The following is a 25,287-nucleotide window of genomic DNA, read 5'->3' as shown; positions in this document are numbered from 1 at the left end:
CGGGAATCAGATGCCCGCGGCGGCCTTGAGCGCCTCGGCGCGGTCGGTCCGCTCCCAGGTGAACTCGGGGAGCTCGCGACCGAAGTGACCGTAGGCGGCCGTCTTGGCGTAGATCGGGCGACGCAGGTCGAGGTCTCGCAGGATCGCGGCCGGGCGCAGGTCGAACACCTCGAGCACGGCCGCCTGGATCTTCTCGTCCGGGACGACGCCGGTGCCGAAGGTCTCGACGAAGACGCCGACGGGCTTGGCGACACCGATCGCGTAGGCGACCTGGACCTCGGCGCGGCGAGCGAGGCCCGCGGCGACGATGTTCTTGGCGACCCAGCGCATGGCGTAGGCAGCCGAGCGGTCGACCTTGGACGGGTCCTTGCCGGAGAACGCGCCGCCGCCGTGGCGGGCCATGCCGCCGTAGGTGTCGACGATGATCTTGCGACCGGTCAGGCCGGCGTCACCCATCGGGCCACCGACGACGAACTTGCCGGTCGGGTTGATGTGCAGCTTGTAGCCGTCGAACGGGACGCTGGTCTTGAACTGCTCGAGCACGGGCTCGATGACCTTCGCCTTGATGTCGGCAGCGATCTGCTCCTGCGTGACGTCCTCGGCGTGCTGCGTCGACAGCACGACGGTGTCCACGCGGACCGCACGGTCGTCCTCGTCGTACTCGATGGTGACCTGGGTCTTGCCGTCGGGGCGGAGGTACGGCAGCGTGCCGTCCTTGCGCACCTCGGTGAGCTTCTCCGCGAGGGTCTGCGCGATCTTGATCGGCAGGGGGAAGAGCTCCGGGGTGTCGTCGCAGGCGTAGCCGAACATCAGGCCCTGGTCGCCCGCGCCCTGCTTGTCGAGCTCGTCGGAGGAGCCGCCGAGGCGGACGTCCTCGGCGGTGTCGACGCCCTGCGCGATGTCCGGCGACTGCGCGCCGATGGCGACCTGCACACCGCAGGAGTTGCCGTCGAAGCCCTTGTCCGACGAGTCGTAGCCGATCTCGAGGATCTTCTCGCGGACCAGCTGGGCGACCGGGGCGTACGCCTCGGTCGTCACCTCACCGGCGACGACGACCAGGCCGGTGGTCAGCAGGGTCTCGACAGCGACCCGGCTCGTGGGGTCGTGCTCGAGCAGGTAGTCGAGCACGGTGTCGCTGATCTGGTCGGCGATCTTGTCCGGGTGACCCTCGGTCACCGACTCCGACGTGAACAGACGTCCGGTCATGGTGGTGGGAACTCCTGGTTGGGGGGCTGATGGGCGGTGGTCCAACGATACGGACCGGCTGAGGTGATGCTCGTGAGTCTCAGGAAAGTCGCGAGACGACCTGGTCCCAGATGTGGTGCGCGAGCGCACCCTTGGATCCGTGCGGTACGTCGACCGCGGACCCGTCGGCGCCGAGGATCACCGCTTCGTTGTCCGTGCTCCCGAAGACCGCTCCCCCGCTCACGTCGTTGACGACGAGCAGGTCGCAGCCCTTGCGGGCCAGCTTGGCACGCGCCAGGTCGAGCACGCTGCCGGTAGCGTCACCGGTCTCGGCGGCGAACCCGACGATCACGGCCTCCGGGCGGGCCCGGTGCGTCGAGATCTCCTTGAGGATGTCGGGATTCTGCTGCAGCGTGATCGAGGGGGCCGACCCGTCGTCGGCCTTCTTGATCTTCACGTCCGACAGCTCGGTCGGGCGGAAGTCTGCAGGCGCCGCGGCCATCACGACCGCGTCGGCGCCGGCGGTCGCGATCAGCACGGCGTCGCGCAGCTCGGCGGTCGACTCGACACGGACCACCTTCACCCCGGCGGGGTCGGGCAGGTCGACGTTGGCGGCGACGAGGGTGACCTCGGCACCACGGGCGACGGCGGCGCGGGCGAGCGCGTAGCCCTGGCGGCCCGAGGACCGGTTGCCGAGGAAGCGGACCGGGTCGAGGCGCTCGCGGGTACCGCCGGCGGAGACGACGACGTGGCGGCCCGCCAGGTCGAGGGTGGTCGCCGCGGAGCCGGCCTGCGCGCGGGCGAGCACGTCGCGGGCGACCTCGAAGATCTCGGCAGGCTCCGGAAGCCGACCCTTGCCGGTGTCGGCGCCGGTGAGCCGGCCCTCGGCGGGCTCGATCACGAGCAGGCCGCGCGAGCGCAGCGTGGCGACGTTGGCGGTGGTCGCCGGGTGCTCCCACATCTCGGTGTGCATCGCCGGGACGAGCACGACCGGGCAGCGTGCGGTGAGCAGGGTGTTGGTGAGCAGGTCGTCGGCCAGCCCGTGGGCGGCCTTGGCCAGCAGGTCGGCGGTCGCGGGCGCGACGACGACCAGGTCGGCCGTCTGCCCGAGGCGGACGTGCGGCACCTCGTGGACGCCGTCCCAGACCTCGGCGGACACCGGCTTGCCCGACAGCGCGGCCCAGGTGGGCGCGCCGACGAACTCCAGTGCCGCCGCGGTCGGTACGACGGTCACGTCGTGGCCGGACTCGGTGAACCGGCGCAGCAGCTCGCACGCCTTGTAGGCGGCGATACCGCCCGCGACGCCGAGCACCACCCGGGGCCGGGACCCAGCCGACGACGCAGCCGACGACATGGCGCTCAGATCACTCAGCGTCGGCGACCGGGGCCTCGGCGGCAGCCGCAGCGGCAGCGGCCTCGGCAGCGAGCTCGGCCGGGTCGATGTCCTCGCAGGTCAGCAGGTCCTCGTTGATCTCGCGCAGCGCGATCGAGAGCGGCTTCTCCTGCACGTGGGTCTCCACGAGCGGGCCGACGTACTCGAGCAGGCCCTCGCCGAGCTGCGAGTAGTACGCGTTGATCTGCCGCGCGCGCTTGGCGCTGTAGAGCACCAGCTTGTACTTGCTGTCGGTCTTGGACAGCAGGTCGTCGATGGGAGGGTTGGTGACACCCTCGGCGGCGATGTTCGGGGCAGACACGTGGAGAGGCCTCACAGAGGTTGGGCGGGCAGGAGGAAGCAGGGGCCGATCAGGTCGATCAGCGCGAGCCAACCATCAAGGATACCAACTCCTCGACGGCAGCGTGAACTTCACGGTTGACGATCGTCACGTCGAACTCCGCCTCGGCAGCGAGCTCGTCCCGCGCGGTCGCCAGGCGGCGCTCCCGCTCCTCCTCGTCCTCGGTGCCGCGACCGACCAGCCGGCGCACCAGCTCGTCCCACGACGGGGGCTTGAGGAACACGAAGACGGCGTCGGGCGCGGAGTCCCGGACCTGGCGGGCGCCCTGGAGGTCGATCTCGAGCAGCGCGGGCCGACCCGCGGCCAGTGCCTCGTCGACGGGACCGCGCGGGGTGCCGTAGCGGTTCACGCCGTGGACGACGGCCCACTCCAGCATCTGGCCCTCGGCGACCAGGCGGTCGAACTCCTCGGCAGACACGAAGTGGTAGTGGACGCCGTCGACCTCGCCGGGCCGGGGCGCACGCGTCGTGGCCGAGACGGACAGGTAGATCTCGGGGTGCTGCTCGCGCATCGCAGCAGCGACCGTGCCCTTGCCGACCGCGGTGGGTCCGGCGAGGACGAAGAGCTTGGCGGTCATGCCTCGGGGGCGAACTCGCGCTCGAGCGCGGCGACCTGCTTGGTCCCGAGCCCGCGCACCCGGCGCGACTCGGCGATGCCGAGGCGCTCCATGACCTGCCGGGCGCGCACCTTGCCGAGGCCGGGCACGGACTGCAGCAGGTCGAGCACCTTCATCTTGCCGATGACCTCGTTGACCTGGCCCTGCTGGAGCACCTCCTGGATGGAGGCTCCGGAGTTCTTGAGCCGGTTCTTGACCTCGGCCCGCTCCCGGCGGGCGGCGGCTGCCTTCTCGAGGGCAGCCTGGCGCTGTTCGGGGGTGAGTGGGGGCAGAGCCACGGGTGAGTTTTCCTTCGGTCAACGGGGCAGCGAGCGGGCGGAGCCGCCGTTGGCCAATCTAGCCATTGCCCGACGCAGCGGGCAATGCGGGGTCAGGTGCCCTTACATGCTGAGGGGCGTCTTGCAGACGTCGCGGGCCTGCTGCTCGACGTGGGCCAGCGCGGTGGCCGTGTCCGCGGAGCCCAGCCGAGCCGCGGCCGCGTCGATCGCCTGCTTGTCATCGGCGGGCAGGCCGGCGGGCGGCTGGTCGAAGCTGTACGTCGCCGCGTCCACCCCGGCGGCGTCGAGCGCCTTCTTCAGCGCGGTGATCCGCTCGACGACGAGTCTCCAGTCCGCCCGGATGTCCTCGGGTGACTCGTCCGCGAGCGCCTCGAAGCTGGGCAGCGCGCGCAGCAGGCCGGTGGTCGGGCCGGCGCCGAGCGCGGCGCCGACGTCATCGCGGTGGTCGGTGACCGCATCACAGTAGGTCGCGAACGGGTCGTCCTCGCCGCCGCTGCGCAGCACCAGGAAGCCCACCACGACCGCGGCCAGGAGGGCCGCGACGACCAGCAGGTTGCGACGCACGCTCAGCCCTGGAGGGCGCGCAGCTCGTCGTTGGTCCGCAGCACGGCCTCGCGCATCGCTGCCGCGTCGGGGCCCAGCCGCAGCACGCCCCGCGAGGAGCTGGCGAGCACGTTGCCGGCGCTGACCCCGAAGATCCGGCGGATGTCGGCGGTGGTGCCGCCCTGCTCGCCGTACCCGGGCGCGAGGATCGGGCCGTTGAACGCGAGGTCCAGGCCGCGGTCGTCCTCGAGCGTGGCGCCGACGACGGCACCGAACGACCCGAGCGGGGTCGCGTCGGCGTTGAGCCGGCGGAGGTGGTCGAGCATCGTGCCGGAGACGCTGCGGCCGTCGGTGACCGCCTCCTGCACCTCGGGGCCCTCCTTGTTGGACGTCGCGGCGAGCACGAACAGCCCAGCATCGTGCTTCGTCGCCGTGTCGACGAAGGGCTGCAGCGAGCCGAAGCCCAGGAACGGGCTGACCGTGACCGCGTCGCTCGCGAGCGGCGAGGCGGGGTCGAGGTACGCGTCGGCGTAGGCCTGCGAGGTGGAGCCGATGTCGCCGCGCTTGATGTCGAGGAGGATCAGCGCACCGGCAGCGCGGGACTCGGCGATGACCCGCTCCAGGACGGCGACGCCGCGGCTGCCGAAGCGCTCGTAGAACGCCGACTGCGGCTTCACGATGCTGCAGTGCGGCGCGACCGCCTCGACCGCGCCGAGCGCGAACCGCTCGAGCCCGGCGACGTCGTCGTCGTACCCCCAGGCCTGGAGGAGCGCGGCGTGCGGGTCGATCCCGACGCAGAAGGGGCCGCGGTCCGCGACCGCGGCGTGCAGGCGGGAACCGAACGTCACCGTCCCACCACCGAGCTCGCGAGGGGGTGGATCACGCGGGGAGATTGAGTAGCCGCGCAGGCGACGAAGGAGCCTGCGACCGGTGTATCGAAATTCACGAGAGTCTCCTCAGGGCTTCAGGGGTCAGGTCGGCCAGCGTCGGGTACCCGTCGACGGCCATGATCAGGTCCGCCTCGGCCTGCAGGGCGCGGACCTGGTGGACGGCGCCGGGTACGCCGCCCAGGGCGAGCCCGTAGACGTAGGGTCGGCCGATCGCGACGGCGTCGGCGCCGAGCGCGAGCGCCTTGACGACATCGGCTCCGGTCCGCACGCCGGAGTCGAAGACGACAGGCGCACGGCCGTCGACCGCGGTCACGACGTCGGGCAGCCAGTCGAGCGCCGCTCCCCCGCCGTTGGCCTGGCGGCCGCCGTGGTTCGAGCAGTAGATGCCGTCGGCGCCCTCGTCCAGCGCGCGGCGGGCGTCGTCGGGGTGGCAGATGCCCTTGAGCACGATCGGCAGGTCGGTCAGCGACCGCAGCCAGGGCAGGTCCTCCCAGGTGACCGGGTGGCCGAAGGTGCCGACCCAGGTCATCACGACCGTGCCGGGGTCGGGGTTCGGTCCGGTCATCTGCTGGAAGACCGGGTCCGAGGTGTAGTTGGCCAGCGCCTTGCCGCGCAGCTGCGGGAAGTTGCCGCTGGCGAGGTCACGCGGCCGCCACCCGGGCACCCACGTGTCGAGCGTGATCACGATCGCCTCGTAGCCCGCCTTCTCGGCCCGCTGCACCAGGCTCGCGGCCAGGTCGCGGTTCTTCGGCGTGTAGAGCTGGAACCACGTGCCTGCGTCGCCCGCCGCGGCGGCGACGTCCTCGAGCGGGTCGCTCATCAGCGTCGAGCCGATGAGCGGTACGCCGGTCGCTGCCGCCACCTCGGCGGCGTGGACGTCACCGTGCTGGTCGGGCGTGCAGATCCCGACCACGCCGACGGGCGCGAGCAGCAGCGGGCTGGCGAGCGTGCGGCCGAACAGCTCGACCGACAGGTCGCGCTCCGCCGACGCGCGCAGCATCCGCGGCACGACCGCGTAGCGCTGGAAGGCGGCGACGTTGGCGCGCTGGGTCGCCTCGTCGCCGGCTCCCCCGGCGACGTACGTGCGCAGCTCGGGTGGCAGCGCCGCGAGGGCGCGCGACTCCAGGTCGGCGTGGTCGAACGGGTGCGCGGGGAGCACCCCGCCGAGAGCACCGAGGTACAGCTCGATCTGGTAGTCCCCGAAGCTCACCGCTCCACTCCCGAGCCTGCGAGGGAGTGGGTCCGGCGGGGAGGTCGAGTAGCCGCGCGAGCGAGGAACGAGCTCGCGACCGGCGTATCGAGACCCATCAGAGTGCGTTCAGGATCTGTCGTGGCCACATCGGGCCACCGTAGATCAGGGCGCTGTAGGCCTGCACGAGATCGGCACCGGCAGCGACCCGCTCCCGGGCCTGCTCGGGCGTGCTGATCCCGCCGACGCCGATCAGGGTCAGGTCGGGACCGACCCGACCGCGCAGCAGCCGCAGCACCTCGGTGGACCGCTCGGTGAGCGGCGCGCCGGAGAGGCCGCCGGCGCCGATCGCCTCGACCTTTGCGGACGACGTACGCAGGCCCTCGCGGGAGATCGTGGTGTTGGTCGCGATGATCCCGGCGAGGCCGAGCTCGAGGGCCATGTCGGCGACGGCGAGCACGTCGTCGTCGGACAGGTCCGGCGCGATCTTCACCAGCAGGGGCAGCGGCGAGGAGGTCACCTCGTCAGCGGTACGACGCACGTGGGCCAGCAGCGGCGCGAGCTTCTCGACCGCCTGCAGGTTGCGCAGGCCGGGGGTGTTGGGCGAGCTCACGTTGACCACGAGGTAGTCGGCGTGCGGCGCGAGCAGCCGGGTCGAGGTCTCGTAGTCGGCCTCGACGGCCGCCTGGTCGTCGTCGGGCACGACCTTGGACTTGCCGATGTTGACGCCGAGCACGAGCCCACCGGACTTGCGCTTGCGCTTCGCCAGCCGGGCTGCGACCGCGGTGGCGCCGTCGTTGTTGAAGCCCATCCGGTTGACGATCGCCCGGTCCTCCGGAAGCCGGAACAGTCGCGGCTTGGGGTTGCCGGGCTGCGCCAGTGCGGTGACCGTCCCGATCTCGACGTGGCCGAACCCGAAGGCGCCCATCCGGTCGTAGACCTGGGCGTTCTTGTCGAAGCCGGGCGCCAGGCCGAGCCGGTTGGGGAACCTCAGGCCCATCGCCTCGACCGGGGCAGATCCGGGGATCGGCGCTCGCGAGAGCACCGGGCCGCCGGCCCGCAGGGCGTCGTACGTCAGGTGGTGCGCCTTCTCCGCGTCCATCCTGACCAGGACGTGCTCGAAGAGCTTGTCGTAGAGCGTCATGCGTGCCACTCCTGCAGGGAGCGCACGCCGATCGAGCCGGCCCGCACGGCGGCGATGCCCTGCACGGCGGCCGCGAGGCCCTGCACCGTGGTGATGCACGGCGTACCGGTGAGCACGGCCGAGGAGCGGATCTCGTAGCCGTCGATGCGGGAGTCCCCGCCGCCGCCCGACGACGTGGTGCTGCCGTGCGGGGTGTTGACGATCAGGTCGATGTCACCGGCCAAGATCATGTCGACGACGGTGGGCTCGCCGTCGGGGCCCTTGCCCTCGAAGTGCTTGCGCACGACGGTCGCCTGGATGCCGTTGCGACGCAGGACCTCGGCGGTGCCCTGGGTCGCGAGGATCTCGAAGCCGTAGTCGACCAGCACCCGGGTCGGGAAGATCATCGTGCGCTTGTCGCGGTCGGCGATCGAGATGAACACCTTGCCCGAGGTCGGCAGCGGGCCGTACGCCGCGGCCTGCGACTTGCTGAACGCCGTGCCGAAGTCGGCGTCGAAGCCCATCACCTCGCCGGTCGACTTCATCTCCGGACCGAGCACGGTGTCGACGAACTGGCCGTCCTTGGTACGGAACCGGTTGAACGGCAGCACCGCCTCCTTGACCGCGATCGGCGAGTCCGCGGGCAGGGTACCGCCGTCGCCCTCGGCCGGGAGCACGCCGGAGGCGCGCAGCTCGGCGATCGACTCCCCCAGCATCAGCCGGGCCGCGGCCTTGGCGAGCTGGGTGCCGGTGGCCTTGGAGACGAACGGGACGGTGCGCGAGGCGCGCGGGTTGGCCTCGATCACGTAGAGCACGTCGGCTCCCAGCGCGAACTGGATGTTGATCAGGCCGCGCACGCCCACGCCCTTGGCGATGGCCGTGGTGGCCTCGCGGATCCGGGCGATCTCGGCGTTGCCGAGCGTGATCGGCGGCAGGGCGCACGACGAGTCGCCCGAGTGGATGCCGGCCTCCTCGATGTGCTCCATCACGCCGCCGAGGAACAGGTCGGTGCCGTCGTACAGGGCGTCGACGTCGATCTCGACCGCGTCGTCGATGAACCGGTCGACCAGCACCGGCCGGTCGGGGCTGATCTCGGTCGCGGCGTTGATGTAGGCCTCGAGCGCCTGGTCGCTGTAGACGATCTGCATGCCGCGTCCGCCGAGGACGTACGACGGCCGCACCAGCACCGGGTACCCGATCGAGTGGGCGATCGCCTGCGCGTCCTCGTACGACACCGCGGTGCCGTGCTTGGGCGCCACCAGGCCGGCGTCGGCGAGGACCCGGCCGAACGCACCGCGCTCCTCGGCGAGGTCGATCGCCTCGGGGCTGGTGCCGACGATCGGGACGCCGGCGTCCTGCAGGCCCTGCGCGAGTCCGAGCGGGGTCTGGCCGCCGAGGGTCGCGATGACGCCCGCGATCGGGCCGGCGGCCTTCTCCGCCTCGTAGATCTCGAGCACGTCCTCCATCGTGAGCGGCTCGAAGTAGAGCCGGTCCGAGGTGTCGTAGTCGGTCGAGACCGTCTCCGGGTTGCAGTTGACCATGATCGTCTCGTAGCCGGCCTCGGCCAGCGCAAGGCTGGCGTGGACGCACGAGTAGTCGAACTCGATGCCCTGGCCGATCCGGTTCGGGCCGGAGCCGAGGATGATCACGGCCTGCTTGCCCTCGGCCCGCGGCTGGACCTCGGTCTCCTCGTCGTAGGACGAGTAGTAGTACGGCGTGGCCGCGGCGAACTCGGCGGCGCAGGTGTCGACGGTCTTGAAGACCGGCCGGACACCGAGCGTCTGCCGGGCGATGCGGACCTCGGACTCCTGCAACCCGCGGATGGCCGCGATCTGGGCGTCGGAGAGGCCGTGGCGCTTGGCGAGGCGGAGCGCACCGGCGTCGAGAGTCTCGGTGGCGGCGACCTGCTGGGCGATCTCGTCGATCAGGAAGACCTGGTCGACGAACCAGGGGTCGATCTTGGTCGCGTCGTGGATCTCGTCCTGGGTGGCGCCGGCGCGGATCGCCTGCATCAGCTCCTGCAGGCGGCCGTCGTGCGGGACCTTGATGCTCTCGAGCAGCGCAGCCTTGTCACCGACCGGGGCGGCCCAGTCGAAGGGCGCGTGCTTGTTCTCGAGCGAGCGCAGCGCCTTGTTGAGCGCCTCGGTGAAGCTGCGGCCGATCGCCATCGCCTCGCCGACCGACTTCATGTGGGTGGTGAGCGTCGGGTCGGCGGTCGGGAACTTCTCGAACGCGAAGCGCGGGACCTTGACCACGACGTAGTCGAGGCTCGGCTCGAAGGAGGCCGGGGTCTCCTTGGTGATGTCGTTCGGGATCTCGTCGAGGGTGTACCCGACGGCGACCTTGGCCGCGATCTTGGCGATCGGGAAGCCGGTGGCCTTCGACGCGAGGGCCGAGGAGCGCGAGACGCGGGGGTTCATCTCGATCACGATGACCCGGCCGTCGGCCGGGTTGACGGCGTACTGGATGTTGCAGCCGCCGGTGTCGACGCCGACCTCGCGGATGATGCCGATCGCGAGGTCGCGCAGGTGCTGGTACTCGCGGTCGGTCAGCGTCATCGCGGGCGCGACGGTGATCGAGTCACCGGTGTGCACGCCCATCGGGTCGAAGTTCTCGATCGAGCAGATGATGACGACGTTGTCGGCCTTGTCGCGCATCACCTCCAGCTCGTACTCCTTCCAACCGATGATCGACTCCTCGATGAGGACCTCGGTGGTCGGCGACGCGGACAGACCGGCACCGGCGATGCGGTGCATGTCCTCCTCGTCGTAGGCGATGCCGGAGCCGAGGCCGCCCATGGTGAAGGACGGGCGGACGACGATCGGGAAGCCGAGGTCGGCGGCGGCCTTCTCGACCTCCTCCATCGAGTGGCACACGAAGGAGCGGGCGACCTCGCCGCCGACCTTGTGGACGATGGCGTTGAACAGCTCGCGGTTCTCGCCGCGGTGGATCGCCTCGAAGCTGGCGCCGATCATCTCGACGCCGTACTTCTCCAGGACGCCGCTCTCGTGGGCCGCGATGGCGGCGTTGAGCGCGGTCTGGCCGCCGAGGGTCGGCAGGATCGCGTCGGGGCGCTCCTTGGCGATGACCTTCTCGACGAACTCCGGGGTGATCGGCTCGACGTACGTCGCGTCGGCGAACTCCGGGTCGGTCATGATCGTGGCCGGGTTGGAGTTGATCAGGATGACCCGCAGGCCCTCCTCCTTGAGCACCCGGCAGGCCTGGGTGCCGGAGTAGTCGAACTCGCAGGCCTGCCCGATGACGATCGGGCCGGAGCCGATGACCAGGACGGACTTGATGTCTTCGCGCTTCGGCATCAGGCGTTCTCCTCCAGGAGCGTGGTGAAGCGGTCGAAGAGGTACGCCGCGTCGTGTGGGCCGGCAGCGGCCTCGGGGTGGTACTGGACGGAGAACGCCTTGAGCTTGCCCTCGGCGCGGAGCTCCAGGCCCTCGACCACGTCGTCGTTGAGGCAGACGTGGCTGACCGTGGCGGTGCCGTACGGCGTCTCGGTCGGGGCGTCGACCGGGGCGTCGACCGCGAACCCGTGGTTGTGGGCGGTGACCTCGACCTTGCGGGTGGTCAGGTCCATCACCGGCTGGTTGATGCCGCGGTGGCCGTACTTGAGCTTGTAGGTGCCGAAGCCGAGCGCGCGGCCGAAGAGCTGGTTGCCGAAGCAGATGCCGAAGTACGGCAGGTCCTGCGCCAGCGCCTGCTGGAGCAGCTCGACCTGGCCGGTCGTCGCGGCCGGGTCGCCGGGGCCGTTGGAGAAGAACAGTCCGTCGGGGCCGTTGTCGCCGACCGCGAGGACGTCCTCGATGCTCGCGGTGGCGGGCAGCACGTGGACCTCGATGCCGCGCTCGCTCATCCGCTGCGGGGTCATGTCCTTGATGCCGAGGTCGAGGGCGGCCACGGTGAACCGCTTCTCCCCCCGCGCCGGCACGACGTACGCCTCGCTGGTGGAGACGGCCTCGGACAGGTTGGCGCCGGACATCTCGGCGGAGTCCTTGACCTTCTCCAGCAGCTTCGCCGGATCGGTCTCGACGGTGGAGATGCCGACCCGCATCGCGCCGCGCTCGCGGAGGTGGCGGGTGAGCGCGCGGGTGTCGATGCCGGAGATGCCGACGACGCCCTGCGCCTTGAGCTCGTCGTCGAGCGAGCGGCGCGAGCGCCAGTTGCTCGGGATGCGCGCGGGCTCGCGGACGACGTACCCGGCGACCCAGATCCGCTTCGACTCCGGGTCCTCGTCGTTGACGCCGGTGTTGCCGATGTGGGGAGCCGTCATGACGACGACCTGGCGGTGGTACGACGGGTCGGTCAGCGTCTCCTGGTAGCCGGTCATGCCGGTGTTGAAGACGGCCTCGCCGAAGGTCTCGCCCTCGGCGCCGTAGGCCTCGCCGTGGAACGTGCGGCCGTCCTCGAGGACGAGCAGTGCGGGGGTGCTCATGCGAGCGCTCCTTCCAGGACCGTCGGGGTGCCGCGCAGCAGCGTGGCGACCACCCGACCGGTGAGCTTGCGGTCGTGCCAGGGGTTGTTGCGGCTCAGCGAGACGCTGGCGGCGCGGTCGACGACGACCTTCGTGGTGGGGTCGACCAGGGTGAGGTTGGCGGGCTCGCCGACGGCGATCGGGCGGCCGTGCTCGCCGTCGAGGCCGGCGATCCGGGCCGGGTTCGCGCTCATCACCCGGGCCACGCCGGCCCAGTCGAGCAGGCCGGAGTCGACCATCACGGTGGTGATGACCGGGAGCGCGGTCTCGAGGCCGAGCATGCCGAAGGCCGCGTCGACGAAGGCGTGCTCCTTGTCGTGGCGGGCGTGCGGCGCGTGGTCGGTGGCGACGGCGTCGATGGTGCCGTCGGCCAGCGCCTCGCGCAGCGCCTGCACGTCCTCGTCGGGACGCAGTGGCGGGTTGACCTTGTACGTCGGGTCGTAGCCGGTGAGCAGGTCGGTGGTGAGCAGCAGGTGGTGGGGCGTGACCTCGGCGGTCACGTCGATCCCCTGCGCCTTGGCCCAGCGGACCACCTCGACGCTGCCGGCGGTCGAGACGTGCGCGACGTGGACCCGGCTGCCGGTGTGGCGGGCCAGCATCACGTCGCGCGCGACGATGATCTCCTCGGCGACGCCCGGCCAGCCGGGCAGGCCGAGCTGGCCGGACAGCTCGCCCTCGTGACAGCAGGCGGTCGGGCCGGCGAGCGACGGGTCCTGGCTGTGCTGGCTGACCACGCCGCCGAATGCCTTGACGTACTCCAGCGCCCGGCGCATCACGCGCGGGTCGTGGACGCACTTGCCGTCGTCGGAGAAGACCCGGACCTTGGCGCGGCTGCGGGCCATCAGGCCGAGCTCGGCGAGCTCCTCGCCCGCCAGGCCCTTGGTGACCGCGCCGACCGGCTGGACATCGACCAGGCCGGCCTTCCGGCCGAGGTCGAAGACCCGCTCGGCCGCCTCGGCGGTGTCGGTGACCGGGTGGGTGTTGGCCATCGCGAGGACGGCGGTGTAGCCCCCGACCGCGGCGGCACGCGAACCGGTGAGCACCGTCTCGGCGTCCTCACGACCGGGTTCGCGCAGGTGGGTGTGCAGGTCGACCAGGCCGGGCAGCAGGCGCAGGCCGTCGGCGTCGATCGTGTCGTCGGCCTTGGTGGTGACCTTGCCCAGCTCGGCGACGGTGCCGTCCTGGACGAGGACGTCGGTCGTCGTACCGTCGGGCAGGGTGGCGCCCTTGATCAGGATGCTCATGCGCTGGTCTCCTCGCCGGCGAGCAGGTGGTAGAGCACGGACATGCGGACGGCCACGCCGGCGGAGACCTGGTCGAGCACGACCGAGTCCAGGGCGTCGGCGGCGTCCGCGGAGATCTCCAGGCCGCGGTTCATCGGGCCGGGGTGCAGGATCGGCGTGCCGGGCTTGAGCACGGCGAGCCGGTCGCGGGTCAGGCCGTAGCCGACGGTGTACTCGCGCGCGGTCGGGAAGAACCCGCCGCTCATCCGCTCGCGCTGGACGCGCAGCATCATCACGGCATCCGCCTGCGGCAGCACCTCGTCGAGGTCGTAGCTGGTGGCGAAGCCCGCCGCCTTCGACCAGTCGCCCACGCCCGAGGGCATCAGCGTCGGCGGGGCGACCGCGGTGACCGTGGCGCCGAGCTTGGTGAGGCTCTTGACGTTGGAGCGGAACACCCGGCTGTGGGTCAGGTCGCCGACGATCGCGACGTGCTTGCCCTCGAGGGTGCCGAGCTTGCGGGTCAGCGTGTAGCCGTCGAGCAGCGCCTGGGTGGGGTGCTCGTGGGTTCCGTCGCCGGCGTTGATGACCGGTACGTCGACCCAGCGGCTGATCTGCTCGGCCGCGCCGCTGGCGCCGTGACGGACGACCAGGCCGTCGATGCCCATGGCCGTCACGGTCAGCACGGTGTCGCGCAGGGACTCGCCCTTGCTCGCGCTGCTGCCCTTGGCGGACAGGTTGATCACGTCGGCGGAGAGCCACTTGCCGGCGATCTCGAAGCTCGACCGGGTGCGGGTGGAGTCCTCGAAGAACAGGTTGATGACGGTGCGGCCACGCAGCGCCGGGAGCTTCTTGACCTGGCGGTTCTGCACGTCGTGCATCTCCGCCGCCGTCGTGAAGAGCTCCTGGATGTCGTCGGCGCTCACGTCGTCGATGCTCAGCAGATGCTTGTTCACTGGATGCGCACCTCGTCCTCGCCGTCGGTCTCGACCAGCCGCAGGCTGACGCGCTCGCTGCGGGCGGTCGGCAGGTTCTTGCCGACGTGGTCGGCACGGATCGGGAGCTCCCGGTGGCCCCGGTCGACCAGCACCGCCAGCCGTACGACGGCCGGCCGGCCCAGGTCCGAGAGCGCGTCGAGCGCGGCCCGGATGGTGCGCCCGGAGTAGAGCACGTCGTCGACCAGGACGACCGTCTTGCCGTCGATCCCGCCGGCCGGCACCTGGGTGCGGTGCGGCGCGCGGGTCGGGTTGGACCGCAGGTCGTCGCGGTACATGGTGACGTCGAGCTCGCCGGTGGCGACCGTCGTACCCTCGACCTGGGCGATGTTGTCGGCCAGGCGGCGGGCCAGCGGGACGCCGCGGGTGTGGAGCCCGAGAAGAAGAAGATCCTCGGCGCCCTTGTTGCGCTCGAGGATCTCGTGGGAAATGCGGATCAACGCCCGGCTGATGTCGCCGGCGTCGAGGACGACGCGTCCGTCTGCGGGGACCTGCGCGTGGGTAGGCATCAGCGTGCCTGACCTCCTTCTCCGCCTCACGGGACGGCTCGTTAAAGGATGTCGAACTGCGGCTCACCCTACCCGCTGGGCGGGGCTCTCGGCGAACCGGGATCGGTGTGCCGCGGGACACCGGACGCGCTGCGCGGATCTGGTGGCGTCGGGCGGCGCGGACGTTGCGGTTTGGTCCCAAACCGCAACGCAACGGGCCCTGGACGTGCGGTTTCTGCCCAATCGACATCTGGTCTGACCACGACAGCCCGGAGGGACCCGGCACCGCCAGGTCCCTCCGCGAGCAACCGGCGGCCTATCGGACCGCGTACGTCGCCCTCACGCAGATCCGGCTCACAGTGCCGTCGCCATCGCCGCGCACGCCCGCAGCCAGGACCGTCGCGTCTCGGCGGACAGCTGCACGTAGGGGACGACCGAGCCCGACACCAGCGCCGGGTCGTAGGGAACCCGGTAGACGCCGCGGGTGCGCTGCTCGTAGACCTGCACCAGGTCGCGCGCGAGCGCCTCGTCGACCTTCTGGCTCGGGTCGGAGAGCACCGTGATGGTCTTGTACTTCAGGTTCTCGTGGCCGGCGTCCTGCAGCGCGTCGAGCATCCACAGACCGCTGTAGCCGGTGTCCTCGCGGACCGTGCTGGTCACGACGAGGAGGTCCGCAGCGCCGGCCGCGGCGAGCCAGTTCTCGGCGCGGAGATTGTTGCCGGTGTCGATCAGGAGCAGGCGGTAGAAGCGCTCCAGCAGGGCGTGGACCTCGGCGAAGTCGTCGGCGTGGATGACGCCGGTGACGTCGGGGCGCTCGTCGGAGGCCAGGACGTCGAAGTGGGCGTCGCCCTGGGAGCGGACGAAGGCACCGAGGTCGCCGATCCGGGACTGGTAGACGTCCTTGAACCGGCCGAGGTCCTCGAGCAGCTCGCGGGTGGTGTTGCGGTGGGTGCTGCGGGTGCCGCGGATCCCGAGGGTGCCGCGCGTCTCGTTGTTGTCCCACGCGATCACGCCGCCGCCACGCACGGTGCCGAAGGTGTAGCCCGCGGCGAGCACCCCGGTCGTCTTGGCCGCGCCGCCCTTCGGGTTCACGAACGCGATGGTGCGGGGGCCGTCGAAGTCCTTCTGGATCGCGGCCCGGTCAGCCTCGTAGGACCGCTCAGCAGCACCCATCGCGGGCTTGACCAGCCCGCCCGACCAGCGGCGTACCCGCCCGCGCCAGCCCCACGTCGCCGGCCCCAGCGTCACCTCGTTGTCGCGGCGGTCGAGGAAGTCGGTCGCGGACATGAAGCGGCGCGGCTCGACGGCCTCGGGTACGACGGCCGGCGGCTCGACGCTCGGCGGCGGGCTCGGCGGCGGGCTCGTCGGGGGGCTCGTCGGGGGGCTCGTCGGCGGCGGACCCACCGGAGGCCCACCCACCGGAGGAGGAGGCGGCGGCCCGACCGGAGGTGCACCGGGCGGCGGACCGATCGGGTCCGTGAGCGGGTCGGACAGGTGGTCGGTCAGGGGGTCGGTCGACGAGTGACTCACGTGTACCTCCGAGATAGGCAGCGGTCGTCGGCCAACCTACCCCGGCGCCACCCTCACGACACGGCGGAGAGCGCGGTCTCGATCGCCCTGTGGAAAGTCGGGTAGGCGAAGTGCATCCCGCGCAGCGTCGCGAGCGGCACCTCGGCGTGGACGGCGGTCACGAGCATGCCGATGATCTCGCCGCCGGCCGGCCCCACCGCGGTGGCGCCGACGAGGACGTCGCGGTCGAGGTCGACGACGACCTTGACCAGGCCGTCGTTGCCGACCTTGTGCAGCCAGCCGCGGCTCGACTCCGGCAGCGCCGCCGTACCGACGCCGACCCGGATCCCCGCCCGCCTGGCCTGGTCCTCGGTCAGCCCGACCGAGCCGACCTCCGGGTCGGTGAAGGTGGCGCGCGAGACGGCGCGGTAGTCGGCCCAGGGCCCGTCCTCGCCGGTGAGGTCGCGGATCGCGACGTTCGCCTGGTACATCGACATGTGCGTGAACGCGCCCTTGCCGGTGATGTCGCCGATCGCCCACAGACCCTCGACCCCACGCACCCGCATCCGCTCGTCGACGTCGATCGCGCGAGCCGTGGGATCGGCACCGACGGTGTGGAGCCCGATGTCGGAGAGGTTGGTACGACGACCGGCCGCGACCAGCAGGTCCTCGGCGACGAGCTTCTCGCCGCCGGCCAGCACGACGCCGAAGTCACCGTCGTAGCCGACCGACTCGACGGCCGCTCCGGCGCGGACGACGATCCCCTCCGCGCCGAGCGCCGCGGCGACGACGCCGGAGGCCTCGGGCTCCTCGGGACCGAGGATCCGCTCCCCTGCCTCGACGATCGTCACCGCGACCCCGAATCGGGAGAACGCCTGCGCGAGCTCGCAGCCGATCGCGCCACCGCCGAGCACGATGAGGGACTCCGGCAGCGTGCGGAGCTGCACGGCGTCGCGGTTGGTCCAGTACGGCGTGTCCTCGAGCCCCGCGATCGGCGGTACCGCTGGCTCGGTTCCGGTGTTGAGCACCACCCCGCGCCGTACGGTCACCGCGACCTCGCCGTCGTCGGTCGTCACCACGACCCGGCCGGGCCCGGCCAGTCGCCCGTGGCCGCGCACGAACTGCGCGCCCGCCTTCTCGAGGCGCTCGACGGCGACCTTGTCGTCCCAGTCGTCGGTGGCCTCGTCGCGGATCCGGTCGGCGACGACGGTCCAGTCCGGCCGGACCTCGCTGTCCCCCGCCAGCGCCGAGACCCGCCGTGCCTCGGCGAGCGCGTCGGCCGCTCGGATCATCATCTTCGACGGGATGCACCCGAAGTACGGGCACTCGCCACCGACCAGGCGGCGGTCGACGCCGACCACGGAGAGCCCGGCCCGGGCCAGCGAGGCGGCGAGGTGCTCACCGCCGGGCCCGAGCCCGATGACGACGACGTCGGCTTCCAGCTGGCCTGTCATGGCGCCACACTGGCACACCCGGCAAGGGGTCGACCAGCGTCAGCCGGGGCAGCGATTGGGCACAAACCGCAGCGACACGCCGGGAGATGTCGCGGTTTGGTCCCCAACCGCAACTGGTCAACCGGTCAGACCAGTGTGGCCTTCTTGCGCTGGATCGCGCCGAGCACACCGTTGACGAACGCGGGCGACTCGTCGGTCGACAGCTCGCGGACCAGCCCCATCGCCTCGGTCACGGCAACCGTGTCGGGCACGTCGTCGGCCCAGAGCAGCTCCCAGACGCCGATCCGGAGCACGTTGCGGTCGACCGCGGGCATCCGGGCCAAGCTCCAGTCGGTGGAGAACTCCTCGAGCACCTCGTCGATCCGCTCGCGGCGCTCGGAGACGCCGCGCACGAGGACGGAGGTGTAGGGGTTCGCCGGGGGCTCGCCCTCGGCGATGACCCGCTCGAGCGCCTCGACGCCCGTCTCGCCGCGCAGGTCGGCGGCGTACAGGACGTCGAGGGCGCGCTTGCGGGCCTTGGTCCGGGCTCCCACGAGGGGGATCAGCCCTTCACGCGCGAGAGGTACGAGCCGCCCTCGCGGGTGTCGACCTTGATCTTCTCGCCCTGCTCGATGAAGAGCGGGACCTGGATCTCGGCGCCGGTCTCGAGCGTGGCGGGCTTGGTGCGGCCGGTGGCGGAGTCGCCGACGACGCCGGGCTCGGTGTAGGAGACCAGGAGCTCGACCGAGGCGGGCATCTCGATGAAGAGCACGCGGCCCTCGTTGGTGGCCACGATGACCTCCTGGTTCTCCAGGAGGAAGCCGGCGGCGGTGCCGACGATCGCGGGGTCGACCTCGATCTGGTCGTAGTCCTGGACGTCCATGAAGACGAAGTTGGTGCCGTCGTTGTAGAGGTACTGGAACGAGCGGCGGTCGACCGTGGCGGTCTCGACCTTGGTGCCGGCGTTGAACGTCTTGTCGACGTTCTTGCCCGACTCGACGTGCTTGAGCTTGGTGCGGACGAACGCAGGGCCCTTGCCCGGCTTCACGTGCTGGAACTCGACCACCTGCCAGAGCTGGCCCTCCAGGTTCAGCACCATGCCGTTCTTGAGGTCGTTCGTCGTTGCCATGCGTCAGCCTTCTGTCGAGATGTCGAAAGATCGGGTGGCTCCACGAGTGGACGCGGGGCCGGCAGTCGATCTTAGTGCGCGCCCCGTGCTGCGATGAATTCGAGCGCCTGCCGGTAGCCGTCGATGCCCTGGCCGGAGATGGTGGTCGCGGCGTGCGGTTCGACGTACGACGTGTGCCGGAACTCCTCCGGACGCTGCTTGGGCTCGGAGATGTGGACCTCCACGAGAGGCGCGGTCAGCTGCGCGCAGGCGTCGTAGAGGGCCAGCGAGTAGTGGGTCCAGGCGGCGGCGTTGAGCACGACGGGCGTGTCGTCGTCGGCCGCCCGGTTGAGCCAGTCGAGCAGCTCGCCCTCGTGGTTGGTCTGCCGCACGTCGACCTCGAGACCCAGGTCGCGGCCCCAGCCGACGCACAGCTCGGCGAGCTGGTCATGGGTGGTGTGCCCGTAGATCTCGGGCTGGCGCCGCCCGAGCCGGCCGAGGTTGGGACCGTTGAGGACCAGGACGGTGGTCACGCGGCGCCTCCCGAGATCGCGGAGTACGCCGAGCGCAGGTCCTCCTCGGACGGACCAGCGAGGACGACGGGCCGGGCCAGGTCCTCGAGCACGACGAACCGCAGCTGGTTGCCGCGGGCCTTCTTGTCGACCCGCATCGTGGCGAGCAGGGTGTCGAAGTCGGCGCCGCTCCACGAGGTCGGCAGGCCGACCCGGCCGAACGCCGCACGGTGCCGGTCGACGACCTCCGGCGCCAGCGACCCGGCGCGGGCGGCCAGCTCGGCGACGTACACGCAGCCCAGGGCGACGGCCTCACCGTGGCGGATGGAGTAGTCGGTCGCCTTCTCGATGGCGTGGGCCAGGGTGTGGCCGTAGTTGAGGACCTCGCGGCCGGGGTGGCCGTCGACTCCCCCGGTCTCCTTGAGGTCGCCGGCGACGACCTCGGCCTTGACCCGGATGGCCCGCTCGACCAGCTCGCGCAGCACCGGCGAGTCGGCGGTGAGTGACGCTGGATCGGTCGACTCGACCAGCTCGAGGATCCGCGGGTCGGCGATGAAGCCGCACTTCACGACCTCGCCGAGGCCGGCGACGAGCTCGGCGCGCGGCAGCGTCTCGAGCAGCGACAGGTCGCACAGCACGCCGGCGGGCTCGTGGAAGGAGCCGACCAGGTTCTTGCCGGCGGGGGTGTTGATGCCGGTCTTGCCCCCGACCGCGGCGTCGACCATCGCGAGCACGGTCGTCGGGACGTGGACGACAGCGACGCCGCGCAGCCAGGTGGCGGCGACGAAGCCGCCGAGGTCGGTGGTCGCGCCGCCGCCGAGGGTGACGACGGCGTCGGAGCGGGTGAAGCCCTCCTCGCCGAGCGACTCCCAGCAGGCCGCGGCGACCTCCCAGTTCTTCGCCTCCTCGCCGTCGGGAACCTGCAGCACGATGACGTCGAGGCCCTCGAGCAGGTCCGCGAACGGCTCGAGCAGGTCCTCGAGCGACTCGGGGGTGATGATCGCGACCCGCTGGACTCCGGCGGGCAGCAGTCCGCGCAGGCGGTCGAGGACGCCGTGGCCGACCACGACGTCGTACGGCGCCGCCGCGGTCACCGGGATGACGGTGGGCTGATCGGTCATGCGGGGTCTCCCTGCAGGGCGGTGACGATCTCGGCAGCGATCTCGGCGGGCTCGCGGCCGTCAGTGTCGACGATGATCCGGGCCAGGCCGGCGTACACCGGCGCACGCTCGTCGAGGAGCTGCTTGACCCGAGCACGGACGTTGCCGAGCAGCAGCGGCCGACCGGAGCCGAGGCCGACCCGCTTGACGGCGTCGGCGAGCCCGACGCGCAGGAAGACGACCTGGTGGGCGGCGAGCAGTGCCTGGGTCGACGGGTCGAGCACCGCGCCGCCGCCGAGGGACAGCACGCCGTCGCTCTCGTCGAGCGCCAGCGCGACCGCGGCTCTCTCGAGCGCGCGGAAGGTCGCCTCGCCGTCCTCGACGAAGATGTCCTGGACGGTCTTGCCGTGCTGCGCCTCGATCAGCTCGTCGGTGTCGGCGAACCCGACCCCGAGCCGCTCGGCGAGCAGCCGGCCGACGGTGGTCTTGCCGGCACCCATGGTGCCGATCAGGACCGCACGCGGCCCGCTCGTCACTTGAACCGGAGGGTGTCGAGGTACGACTGCACGTTGCGGCGGGTCTCCTGGACCGAGTCGCCGCCGAACTTCTCCAGCACCGCCTCGGCGAGCACCAGCGCGACCATCGCCTCGGCGACGATGCCGGCTGCGGGGACCGCACACACGTCGGAGCGCTGGTGGTGGGCGACGGTCTCCTCGCCGGTGGCGAGGTCGACCGTGCGCAGGGCGCGCGGGACGGTGGCGATCGGCTTCATCGCGGCGCGCACGCGCAGGACCTCGCCGGTGGTCATGCCGCCCTCGGTGCCGCCGGAACGGCCGGACACGCGCCGCAGCCCCTCCTCGGTCGGGACGATCTCGTCGTGGGCGAGCGAGCCGGGGGTCGCGGCGAGCTCGAAGCCGTCGCCGACCTCGACGCCCTTGATCGCCTGGATGCCCATCAGCGCGCCGGCGAGGCGCGCATCGAGGCGGCGGTCCCAGTGGACGTGGGAGCCGAGGCCCGGCGGGAGGCCGTGGACGACGACCTCGACGACGCCGCCGAGGGTGTCGCCGTCCTTGTGGGCCTGGTCGATCCGCTCGACCATGAGCTTGGAGCCGTCGGCATCGAGGCAGCGCACCGGATCGGCGTCGAGGCGCTCGACGTCGTCGGGTGCCGGGAGCTCGCGCGACGGCGTACGGACGCCACCGATCTCGAGCACGTGGCTGACGATCCGGGCACCGGTCGCCTGCTCCAGGAAGTTGCTGGCGACCCGGCCGAGCGCGACCCGGGCCGCGGTCTCACGCGCGGAGGCGCGCTCGAGGATCGGGCGGGCGTCGGCGAAGTCGTACTTCTGCATGCCCGCGAGGTCGGCGTGGCCGGGACGCGGACGGGTGAGCGGGGCGTTGCGCGCCTGCGCCTCGAGCACGGCGGGGTCGACCGGGTCGGCCGCCATGACGGTCTCCCACTTCGGCCACTCGGTGTTGCCGACCTGGATCGCGACCGGGCCGCCCTGGGTGCGACCGTGCCGGACACCGCCGGTGATGGTCACCTCGTCGGCCTCGAACTTCATCCGGGCGCCGCGGCCGTAACCGAGGCGACGACGGGCGAGCGAGTCGGAGATGTCATCGGTCGTGACCTCGACGTGGGCCGGCAGGCCCTCGAGGATCGCGACCAGGGAGGGGCCGTGGGACTCCCCCGCAGTCAGCCAGCGCAACATGGGCACCAGTCTCCCACGGTGGGCTCAGGCGCCGAGGACCTGTCCCACGACGACGGCGACCAGGGCACCGATCACCAGGAACGGGCCGTAGGGCACCCGCCGGCGGATCATGGTTCCGCTGCGCCGCATCGGCACCATGCCCAGCACGCCGAGGACGGCGGCGGCGAGCACCGACGCGAGCAGCACGGGCGCACCGAACGGACCGAGCGCGATGCCGAGCAGCGCGCCGAGGCGAACGTCGCCACCGGCCATCGCGCGCGGGCTCACCAGCCGGATCAGGCCGTAGTAGCCGCCGAGCGCGACGAACCCGGCCAGGCCCCACAGCGCCACCCGCGGCTCGCCCACGATCACGGAGACCGCACCCACCAGCCCTCCGGTCACCAACCAGGACGGCCGGATCAGCCGGGACGGGAGGTACCAGGTGACGTAGTCGATCACCGTCAGCGCACAGCAGACCGGCACGAGGAAGAGCAGCCAGAGCAGGCCCCAGCTCCACCCCAGCACGAGGCCGAGCACGCCGGCCGCGAGCCCGCACGCGACCACGCTGCGCAGGCGCAGCCCGGGGCGGGCGGCGAGCACGGCGAACGGCACGTGGTCGGGGTAGTCGTCGGGGTTCTCGGTCGGGTCGTGCTCCGGCTCGGGGCACAGCGCGATCAGCCACGGGACCAGCAGCCCCAGCGCCGCACCGATGAGCGCGCAGGCCAGCGCGGGCACCCACTCCATGGCCATGAACCTATCGAGCCGCGAGCGCGGCTTCGCCCGCCGAGCGCATGGCGTCGAGTGGCCCGTCGTGACCAGTGAACATGCCGAACTGCAGCACGGCCTGGTGGATGAGCAGGTCCAGCCCGGACACGACGGTGGTGCCCGCGGACAGGGCGGCCGCGACCAGCGGCGTGGGCCACTCGTTGTAGGTCACCTCGAAGACCACCGCGGCCGGGAGCACCCGGCTGACCAGGTCGGCGGTCTGCGCGGCAGCCGGGACGGTGGACACCACGACATCGCCCGTCGCCCCCACCTCGTCCAGCGGTACGACGACCACCCGGGGCGCCGACGGGTGCCGCTCGATCGCGGCCACCGCCTCGGCCGCGTTGGCCGGGTTGCGCGCGGCGACGGTGATCTCGGCGATGCCGAGGTCGACCAGCGCCAGGCCCACACTCGCGGCGGTCGCACCGCCGCCGAGGACGGTCGCCGCCGACAGGTCCCCGGCAAAACGCTCCCGGATCGCCGCCACGGCCCCCGGCACGTCGGTGTTGTCGGCGAACCACCCGGTCGGGGTCCGCACGAGTGTGTTGGCGCCCCCGGCCAGCACGGCCAGGTCCGAGACCTCGTCGGCCAGCGCCAGCGCCTCCCGCTTGAGCGGTGCGGTCACCGACAGCCCCCGCCACTCCGGGCCGAGGCCGGCCACGAAGCCGGCGAGCTCACCGGCCGGCACCCGCACGGCGTCGTACGACGCATCGAGGCCGAGCGCGGCGTACCCCGCCCGGTGCAGGGTCGGCGAGAGCGAGTGGGCGACGGGGTCGCCCAGCACCGCGCACCTCATCGACGCGCCATCAGCAGGCGTCGGAGGTCGTGCAGTACTCACGCAGCCGCTCGGTGGCGGCATTGTGCTCGGCCAGCGTGGTCGAGAAGACGGTCTCGCCGGTCTTCAGGTTGACCACGACCCAGTACAGCCACGGCCCGTCGGCCGGGTGCAGCGCGGCGTCGATGGTCGCCTGACCGGGGTTGCCGATCGGGCCCGGCGGCAGGCCGGTGTGGGCGTAGGTGTTGTACGGCGAGTCGATGTCGCGCTGCGCCGAGGTGGTCCACACCTCGCCGGAGAGCCCGTTGGCGTAGGCGACCGTCGCATCCGACTGGAGGGCCATCCCCTTGTCGAGGCGGTTGTAGATCGCCCGCGCCACCTTCGGGTAGTCCTGGGTGCGGTTGGCCTCGAACTCCAGCATGCTCGCGACCGTCAGCACCTCGTGGGCGGTCAGGCCGAGCGCCTGCGCCTGGGCGTCGAGGCCGAGGTCCTCCATCACCGACTGCCCCTTGGCGACCATCGCGGCGAGGATCGTCTGCGGGGTGTCGGTCGGGGTGATCGTGTACGTCGCCGGGAACAGGTAGCCCTCCGGGTTGCCGCCCGCCGACGCAGGCAGGCCGAGCGCGGCCGGGTCGGCCAGCACCGCCTGGAACTCCTTGGCCTTGAAGTCGGTGTTCTTGGCGAGGATCTTCACGATGTCCGAGGTCCGCTTGCCCTCGGGGATGGTCACCGTGTCCTGGGCGATCTGCGAGGGGTCGACGAGGATCGTGACGACGTCGACGGCCTTCATCCTGCTCTTGAGCAGGTAGGTGCCGGCCTGGATCTTCGTGGACCTGCTGTTCTTGGCCGCGGCGTCGACGAAGGCCTCGGAGGACTTCACGACCCCGAGGTCCTCGAGCTCGGCGCCCATCGAGGAGACCGACTGTCCGGGGTCGATGACGAAGGTGACCTCGCCGCTGCCCGGCCCGGCGAAGTCCTCGGGTCCGGCGAGCATGTCCTTGACGTCGGCGATCGCACCGCGCGCGAACCAGGCGACGATGCCGCAGAACAGCACCACCACGAGCAGCATCGGCAGGCAACCGCCCCGACGCCGCTTCTCGGCCCGCCGACGGCCACCGGCCGCCGTACCGGGGAGCAGGTCGTGACCTGCGTCCTCGACGTGCTCGGGCTGCGGCTCAGTCATGCGTCTCCTCGTGCGTGGGGGTCACCAGCTCCCCCGGAGGGTTGCCGGTCGCGCGTTCTGCATCCAGCGCCTGCTGGAGGATGACGACGGCCGCGACCTGGTCGACCACGGCTCGGCGCTTCGCTCCCTTGCGCTGGTCGCGCAGCATAGCCTCCGCCGTCACGGTGGTGAGCCGCTCGTCGACCAGGCGCACCGGGACGGGCGCGATCCGCTTCGCCAGGCGTACGGCGAACTCGCGGGTCTTGATCGCCGCCGGGCCCTCGCCGCCGGAGAGCGAGCGGGGCAGACCCATCACCACCTCCACCGCGTTCTCCTCGGCGAGCAGCTGGTGGATGCGGCGCAGGTCGCCCTTGCCGCGACGCACCGTCTCGACCGGGGTGGCGAGCATCCCGGACGGGTCGCTGCGGGCGACGCCGATCCGGGCATCACCCGGGTCGACGCCGAGGCGGACCCCGAAACGCATCGGCCC

The 25,287-nt window shown here is 71.7% G+C and carries 26 protein-coding genes; all 26 read right to left on the bottom strand.

Translation table 11 applies throughout. From position 1 onward, the window contains the following. Positions 1–6 precede the first annotated feature (6 nt). Positions 7–1,206, bottom strand: a complete 1,200-nt coding sequence (gene metK / locus ACZYRU_RS13650) for a methionine adenosyltransferase (RefSeq protein WP_488957631.1) — start codon at positions 1,204–1,206, stop codon at positions 7–9. Positions 1,207–1,285: 79 nt separating this feature from the next. Continuing rightward, entirely contained in the window at positions 1,286–2,539 is a 1,254-nt protein-coding gene (coaBC, locus tag ACZYRU_RS13645; RefSeq protein WP_488957630.1) for a bifunctional phosphopantothenoylcysteine decarboxylase/phosphopantothenate--cysteine ligase CoaBC, read from the bottom strand. Positions 2,540–2,549: 10 nt separating this feature from the next. Next, positions 2,550–2,879, bottom strand: coding sequence for a DNA-directed RNA polymerase subunit omega (rpoZ, locus tag ACZYRU_RS13640; protein ID WP_488957629.1), 330 nt, complete (start codon positions 2,877–2,879; stop codon positions 2,550–2,552). A 58-nt stretch (positions 2,880–2,937) separates the two neighbouring features. Beyond that, positions 2,938–3,495 carry a guanylate kinase gene (gene gmk / locus ACZYRU_RS13635; protein WP_488957628.1) on the bottom strand — a complete coding sequence of 186 codons (558 nt, stop codon included), beginning with the start codon at positions 3,493–3,495 and terminating at the stop codon, positions 2,938–2,940. Then, positions 3,492–3,812 carry an integration host factor, actinobacterial type gene (gene mihF / locus ACZYRU_RS13630; protein WP_488957627.1) on the bottom strand — a complete coding sequence of 107 codons (321 nt, stop codon included), beginning with the start codon at positions 3,810–3,812 and terminating at the stop codon, positions 3,492–3,494. The genes gmk and mihF overlap by 4 nt, the downstream gene beginning before the upstream one ends. Before the next feature lie 102 nt (positions 3,813–3,914). Next, entirely contained in the window at positions 3,915–4,376 is a 462-nt protein-coding gene (locus ACZYRU_RS13625; RefSeq protein ID WP_488957626.1) for a hypothetical protein, read from the bottom strand. 2 nt (positions 4,377–4,378) lie between these two features. After that, on the bottom strand, positions 4,379–5,203 hold the full coding sequence (gene pyrF / locus ACZYRU_RS13620) for an orotidine-5'-phosphate decarboxylase (RefSeq protein WP_488957625.1): 825 nt from the start codon (positions 5,201–5,203) through the stop codon (positions 4,379–4,381). A gap of 94 nt (positions 5,204–5,297) precedes the next feature. Beyond that, positions 5,298–6,455, bottom strand: coding sequence for an alpha-hydroxy-acid oxidizing protein (locus ACZYRU_RS13615; RefSeq protein ID WP_488957624.1), 1,158 nt, complete (start codon positions 6,453–6,455; stop codon positions 5,298–5,300). Between the two features lie 97 nt (positions 6,456–6,552). After that, the gene (locus ACZYRU_RS13610; protein WP_488957623.1) at positions 6,553–7,578 is read right to left on the bottom strand and encodes a quinone-dependent dihydroorotate dehydrogenase; all 1,026 of its coding nucleotides are present in this window, start codon (positions 7,576–7,578) and stop codon (positions 6,553–6,555) included. After that, positions 7,575–10,874 (bottom strand): carbamoyl-phosphate synthase large subunit, encoded by a 3,300-nt coding sequence (gene carB, locus ACZYRU_RS13605; RefSeq protein WP_488957622.1) that lies wholly within the window; start codon positions 10,872–10,874, stop codon positions 7,575–7,577. The genes ACZYRU_RS13610 and carB overlap by 4 nt, the downstream gene beginning before the upstream one ends. After that, the gene (gene carA, locus ACZYRU_RS13600; RefSeq protein WP_488957621.1) at positions 10,874–12,001 is read right to left on the bottom strand and encodes a glutamine-hydrolyzing carbamoyl-phosphate synthase small subunit; all 1,128 of its coding nucleotides are present in this window, start codon (positions 11,999–12,001) and stop codon (positions 10,874–10,876) included. Before carA ends, carB begins: the two co-directional genes overlap by 1 nt. Beyond that, a complete protein-coding gene (locus tag ACZYRU_RS13595) occupies positions 11,998–13,284 on the bottom strand; it encodes a dihydroorotase (RefSeq protein WP_488957620.1) in 1,287 nt (428 codons plus the stop codon). The genes carA and ACZYRU_RS13595 overlap by 4 nt, the downstream gene beginning before the upstream one ends. After that, entirely contained in the window at positions 13,281–14,216 is a 936-nt protein-coding gene (locus tag ACZYRU_RS13590) for an aspartate carbamoyltransferase catalytic subunit (protein WP_488957619.1), read from the bottom strand. Before ACZYRU_RS13590 ends, ACZYRU_RS13595 begins: the two co-directional genes overlap by 4 nt. Next, on the bottom strand, positions 14,213–14,764 hold the full coding sequence (gene pyrR, locus ACZYRU_RS13585; protein WP_488957618.1) for a bifunctional pyr operon transcriptional regulator/uracil phosphoribosyltransferase PyrR: 552 nt from the start codon (positions 14,762–14,764) through the stop codon (positions 14,213–14,215). Before pyrR ends, ACZYRU_RS13590 begins: the two co-directional genes overlap by 4 nt. Before the next feature lie 333 nt (positions 14,765–15,097). After that, positions 15,098–16,273, bottom strand: a complete 1,176-nt coding sequence (locus ACZYRU_RS13580) for a MinD/ParA family ATP-binding protein (RefSeq protein ID WP_488957617.1) — start codon at positions 16,271–16,273, stop codon at positions 15,098–15,100. Positions 16,274–16,326: 53 nt separating this feature from the next. Continuing rightward, positions 16,327–17,706 carry a dihydrolipoyl dehydrogenase family protein gene (locus ACZYRU_RS13575; RefSeq protein ID WP_488957616.1) on the bottom strand — a complete coding sequence of 460 codons (1,380 nt, stop codon included), beginning with the start codon at positions 17,704–17,706 and terminating at the stop codon, positions 16,327–16,329. A 125-nt stretch (positions 17,707–17,831) separates the two neighbouring features. Then, entirely contained in the window at positions 17,832–18,239 is a 408-nt protein-coding gene (nusB, locus tag ACZYRU_RS13570) for a transcription antitermination factor NusB (protein ID WP_488957615.1), read from the bottom strand. An 8-nt stretch (positions 18,240–18,247) separates the two neighbouring features. Further along, positions 18,248–18,814: an elongation factor P gene (gene efp, locus ACZYRU_RS13565; protein ID WP_488957614.1), complete on the bottom strand. Its 567-nt coding sequence runs from the start codon at positions 18,812–18,814 to the stop codon at positions 18,248–18,250. Between the two features lie 71 nt (positions 18,815–18,885). Beyond that, complete coding sequence (locus ACZYRU_RS13560; RefSeq protein ID WP_488957613.1) at positions 18,886–19,326, bottom strand: type II 3-dehydroquinate dehydratase; 441 nt, start codon at positions 19,324–19,326, stop codon at positions 18,886–18,888. Further along, on the bottom strand, positions 19,323–20,426 hold the full coding sequence (gene aroB / locus ACZYRU_RS13555) for a 3-dehydroquinate synthase (RefSeq protein WP_488957612.1): 1,104 nt from the start codon (positions 20,424–20,426) through the stop codon (positions 19,323–19,325). Before aroB ends, ACZYRU_RS13560 begins: the two co-directional genes overlap by 4 nt. Next, the gene (locus ACZYRU_RS13550) at positions 20,423–20,941 is read right to left on the bottom strand and encodes a shikimate kinase (protein WP_488957611.1); all 519 of its coding nucleotides are present in this window, start codon (positions 20,939–20,941) and stop codon (positions 20,423–20,425) included. Before ACZYRU_RS13550 ends, aroB begins: the two co-directional genes overlap by 4 nt. Further along, positions 20,938–22,116: a chorismate synthase gene (aroC, locus tag ACZYRU_RS13545; RefSeq protein ID WP_488957610.1), complete on the bottom strand. Its 1,179-nt coding sequence runs from the start codon at positions 22,114–22,116 to the stop codon at positions 20,938–20,940. Before aroC ends, ACZYRU_RS13550 begins: the two co-directional genes overlap by 4 nt. Positions 22,117–22,140: 24 nt before the next feature. Continuing rightward, entirely contained in the window at positions 22,141–22,839 is a 699-nt protein-coding gene (locus tag ACZYRU_RS13540) for an A24 family peptidase (RefSeq protein WP_488957609.1), read from the bottom strand. Positions 22,840–22,849: 10 nt separating this feature from the next. Beyond that, entirely contained in the window at positions 22,850–23,656 is an 807-nt protein-coding gene (locus ACZYRU_RS13535) for a shikimate dehydrogenase (protein ID WP_488957608.1), read from the bottom strand. Positions 23,657–23,666: 10 nt separating this feature from the next. Further along, on the bottom strand, positions 23,667–24,818 hold the full coding sequence (mltG, locus tag ACZYRU_RS13530) for an endolytic transglycosylase MltG (RefSeq protein WP_488957607.1): 1,152 nt from the start codon (positions 24,816–24,818) through the stop codon (positions 23,667–23,669). Then, entirely contained in the window at positions 24,811–25,281 is a 471-nt protein-coding gene (ruvX, locus tag ACZYRU_RS13525; protein WP_488957606.1) for a Holliday junction resolvase RuvX, read from the bottom strand. Before ruvX ends, mltG begins: the two co-directional genes overlap by 8 nt. Positions 25,282–25,287 lie beyond the last annotated feature (6 nt).

The sequence above is a fragment of the Nocardioides sp. F233 genome (assembly GCF_057813895.1).
This window is presented reverse-complemented; position numbering and strand designations above follow the sequence as displayed.

Bases quoted from the DNA above. Each gene is read 5' to 3' on its own strand.
- metK (WP_488957631.1), bottom strand. From the start codon at position 1,206: ATGACCGGACGTCTGTTCACGTCGGAGTCGGTGACCGAGGGTCACCCG.
- coaBC (WP_488957630.1), bottom strand. From the start codon at position 2,539: ATGTCGTCGGCTGCGTCGTCGGCTGGGTCCCGGCCCCGGGTGGTGCTC.
- gmk (WP_488957628.1), bottom strand. From the start codon at position 3,495: ATGACCGCCAAGCTCTTCGTCCTCGCCGGACCCACCGCGGTCGGCAAG.
- ACZYRU_RS13610 (WP_488957623.1), bottom strand. From the start codon at position 7,578: ATGACGCTCTACGACAAGCTCTTCGAGCACGTCCTGGTCAGGATGGAC.
- carB (WP_488957622.1), bottom strand. From the start codon at position 10,874: ATGCCGAAGCGCGAAGACATCAAGTCCGTCCTGGTCATCGGCTCCGGC.
- carA (WP_488957621.1), bottom strand. From the start codon at position 12,001: ATGAGCACCCCCGCACTGCTCGTCCTCGAGGACGGCCGCACGTTCCAC.
- ACZYRU_RS13595 (WP_488957620.1), bottom strand. From the start codon at position 13,284: ATGAGCATCCTGATCAAGGGCGCCACCCTGCCCGACGGTACGACGACC.
- pyrR (WP_488957618.1), bottom strand. From the start codon at position 14,764: ATGCCTACCCACGCGCAGGTCCCCGCAGACGGACGCGTCGTCCTCGAC.
- ACZYRU_RS13575 (WP_488957616.1), bottom strand. From the start codon at position 17,706: ATGACAGGCCAGCTGGAAGCCGACGTCGTCGTCATCGGGCTCGGGCCC.
- efp (WP_488957614.1), bottom strand. From the start codon at position 18,814: ATGGCAACGACGAACGACCTCAAGAACGGCATGGTGCTGAACCTGGAG.
- aroB (WP_488957612.1), bottom strand. From the start codon at position 20,426: ATGACCGATCAGCCCACCGTCATCCCGGTGACCGCGGCGGCGCCGTAC.
- aroC (WP_488957610.1), bottom strand. From the start codon at position 22,116: ATGTTGCGCTGGCTGACTGCGGGGGAGTCCCACGGCCCCTCCCTGGTC.
- ACZYRU_RS13540 (WP_488957609.1), bottom strand. From the start codon at position 22,839: ATGGAGTGGGTGCCCGCGCTGGCCTGCGCGCTCATCGGTGCGGCGCTG.
- ACZYRU_RS13535 (WP_488957608.1), bottom strand. From the start codon at position 23,656: ATGAGGTGCGCGGTGCTGGGCGACCCCGTCGCCCACTCGCTCTCGCCG.
- mltG (WP_488957607.1), bottom strand. From the start codon at position 24,818: ATGACTGAGCCGCAGCCCGAGCACGTCGAGGACGCAGGTCACGACCTG.
- ruvX (WP_488957606.1), bottom strand. From the start codon at position 25,281: ATGCGTTTCGGGGTCCGCCTCGGCGTCGACCCGGGTGATGCCCGGATC.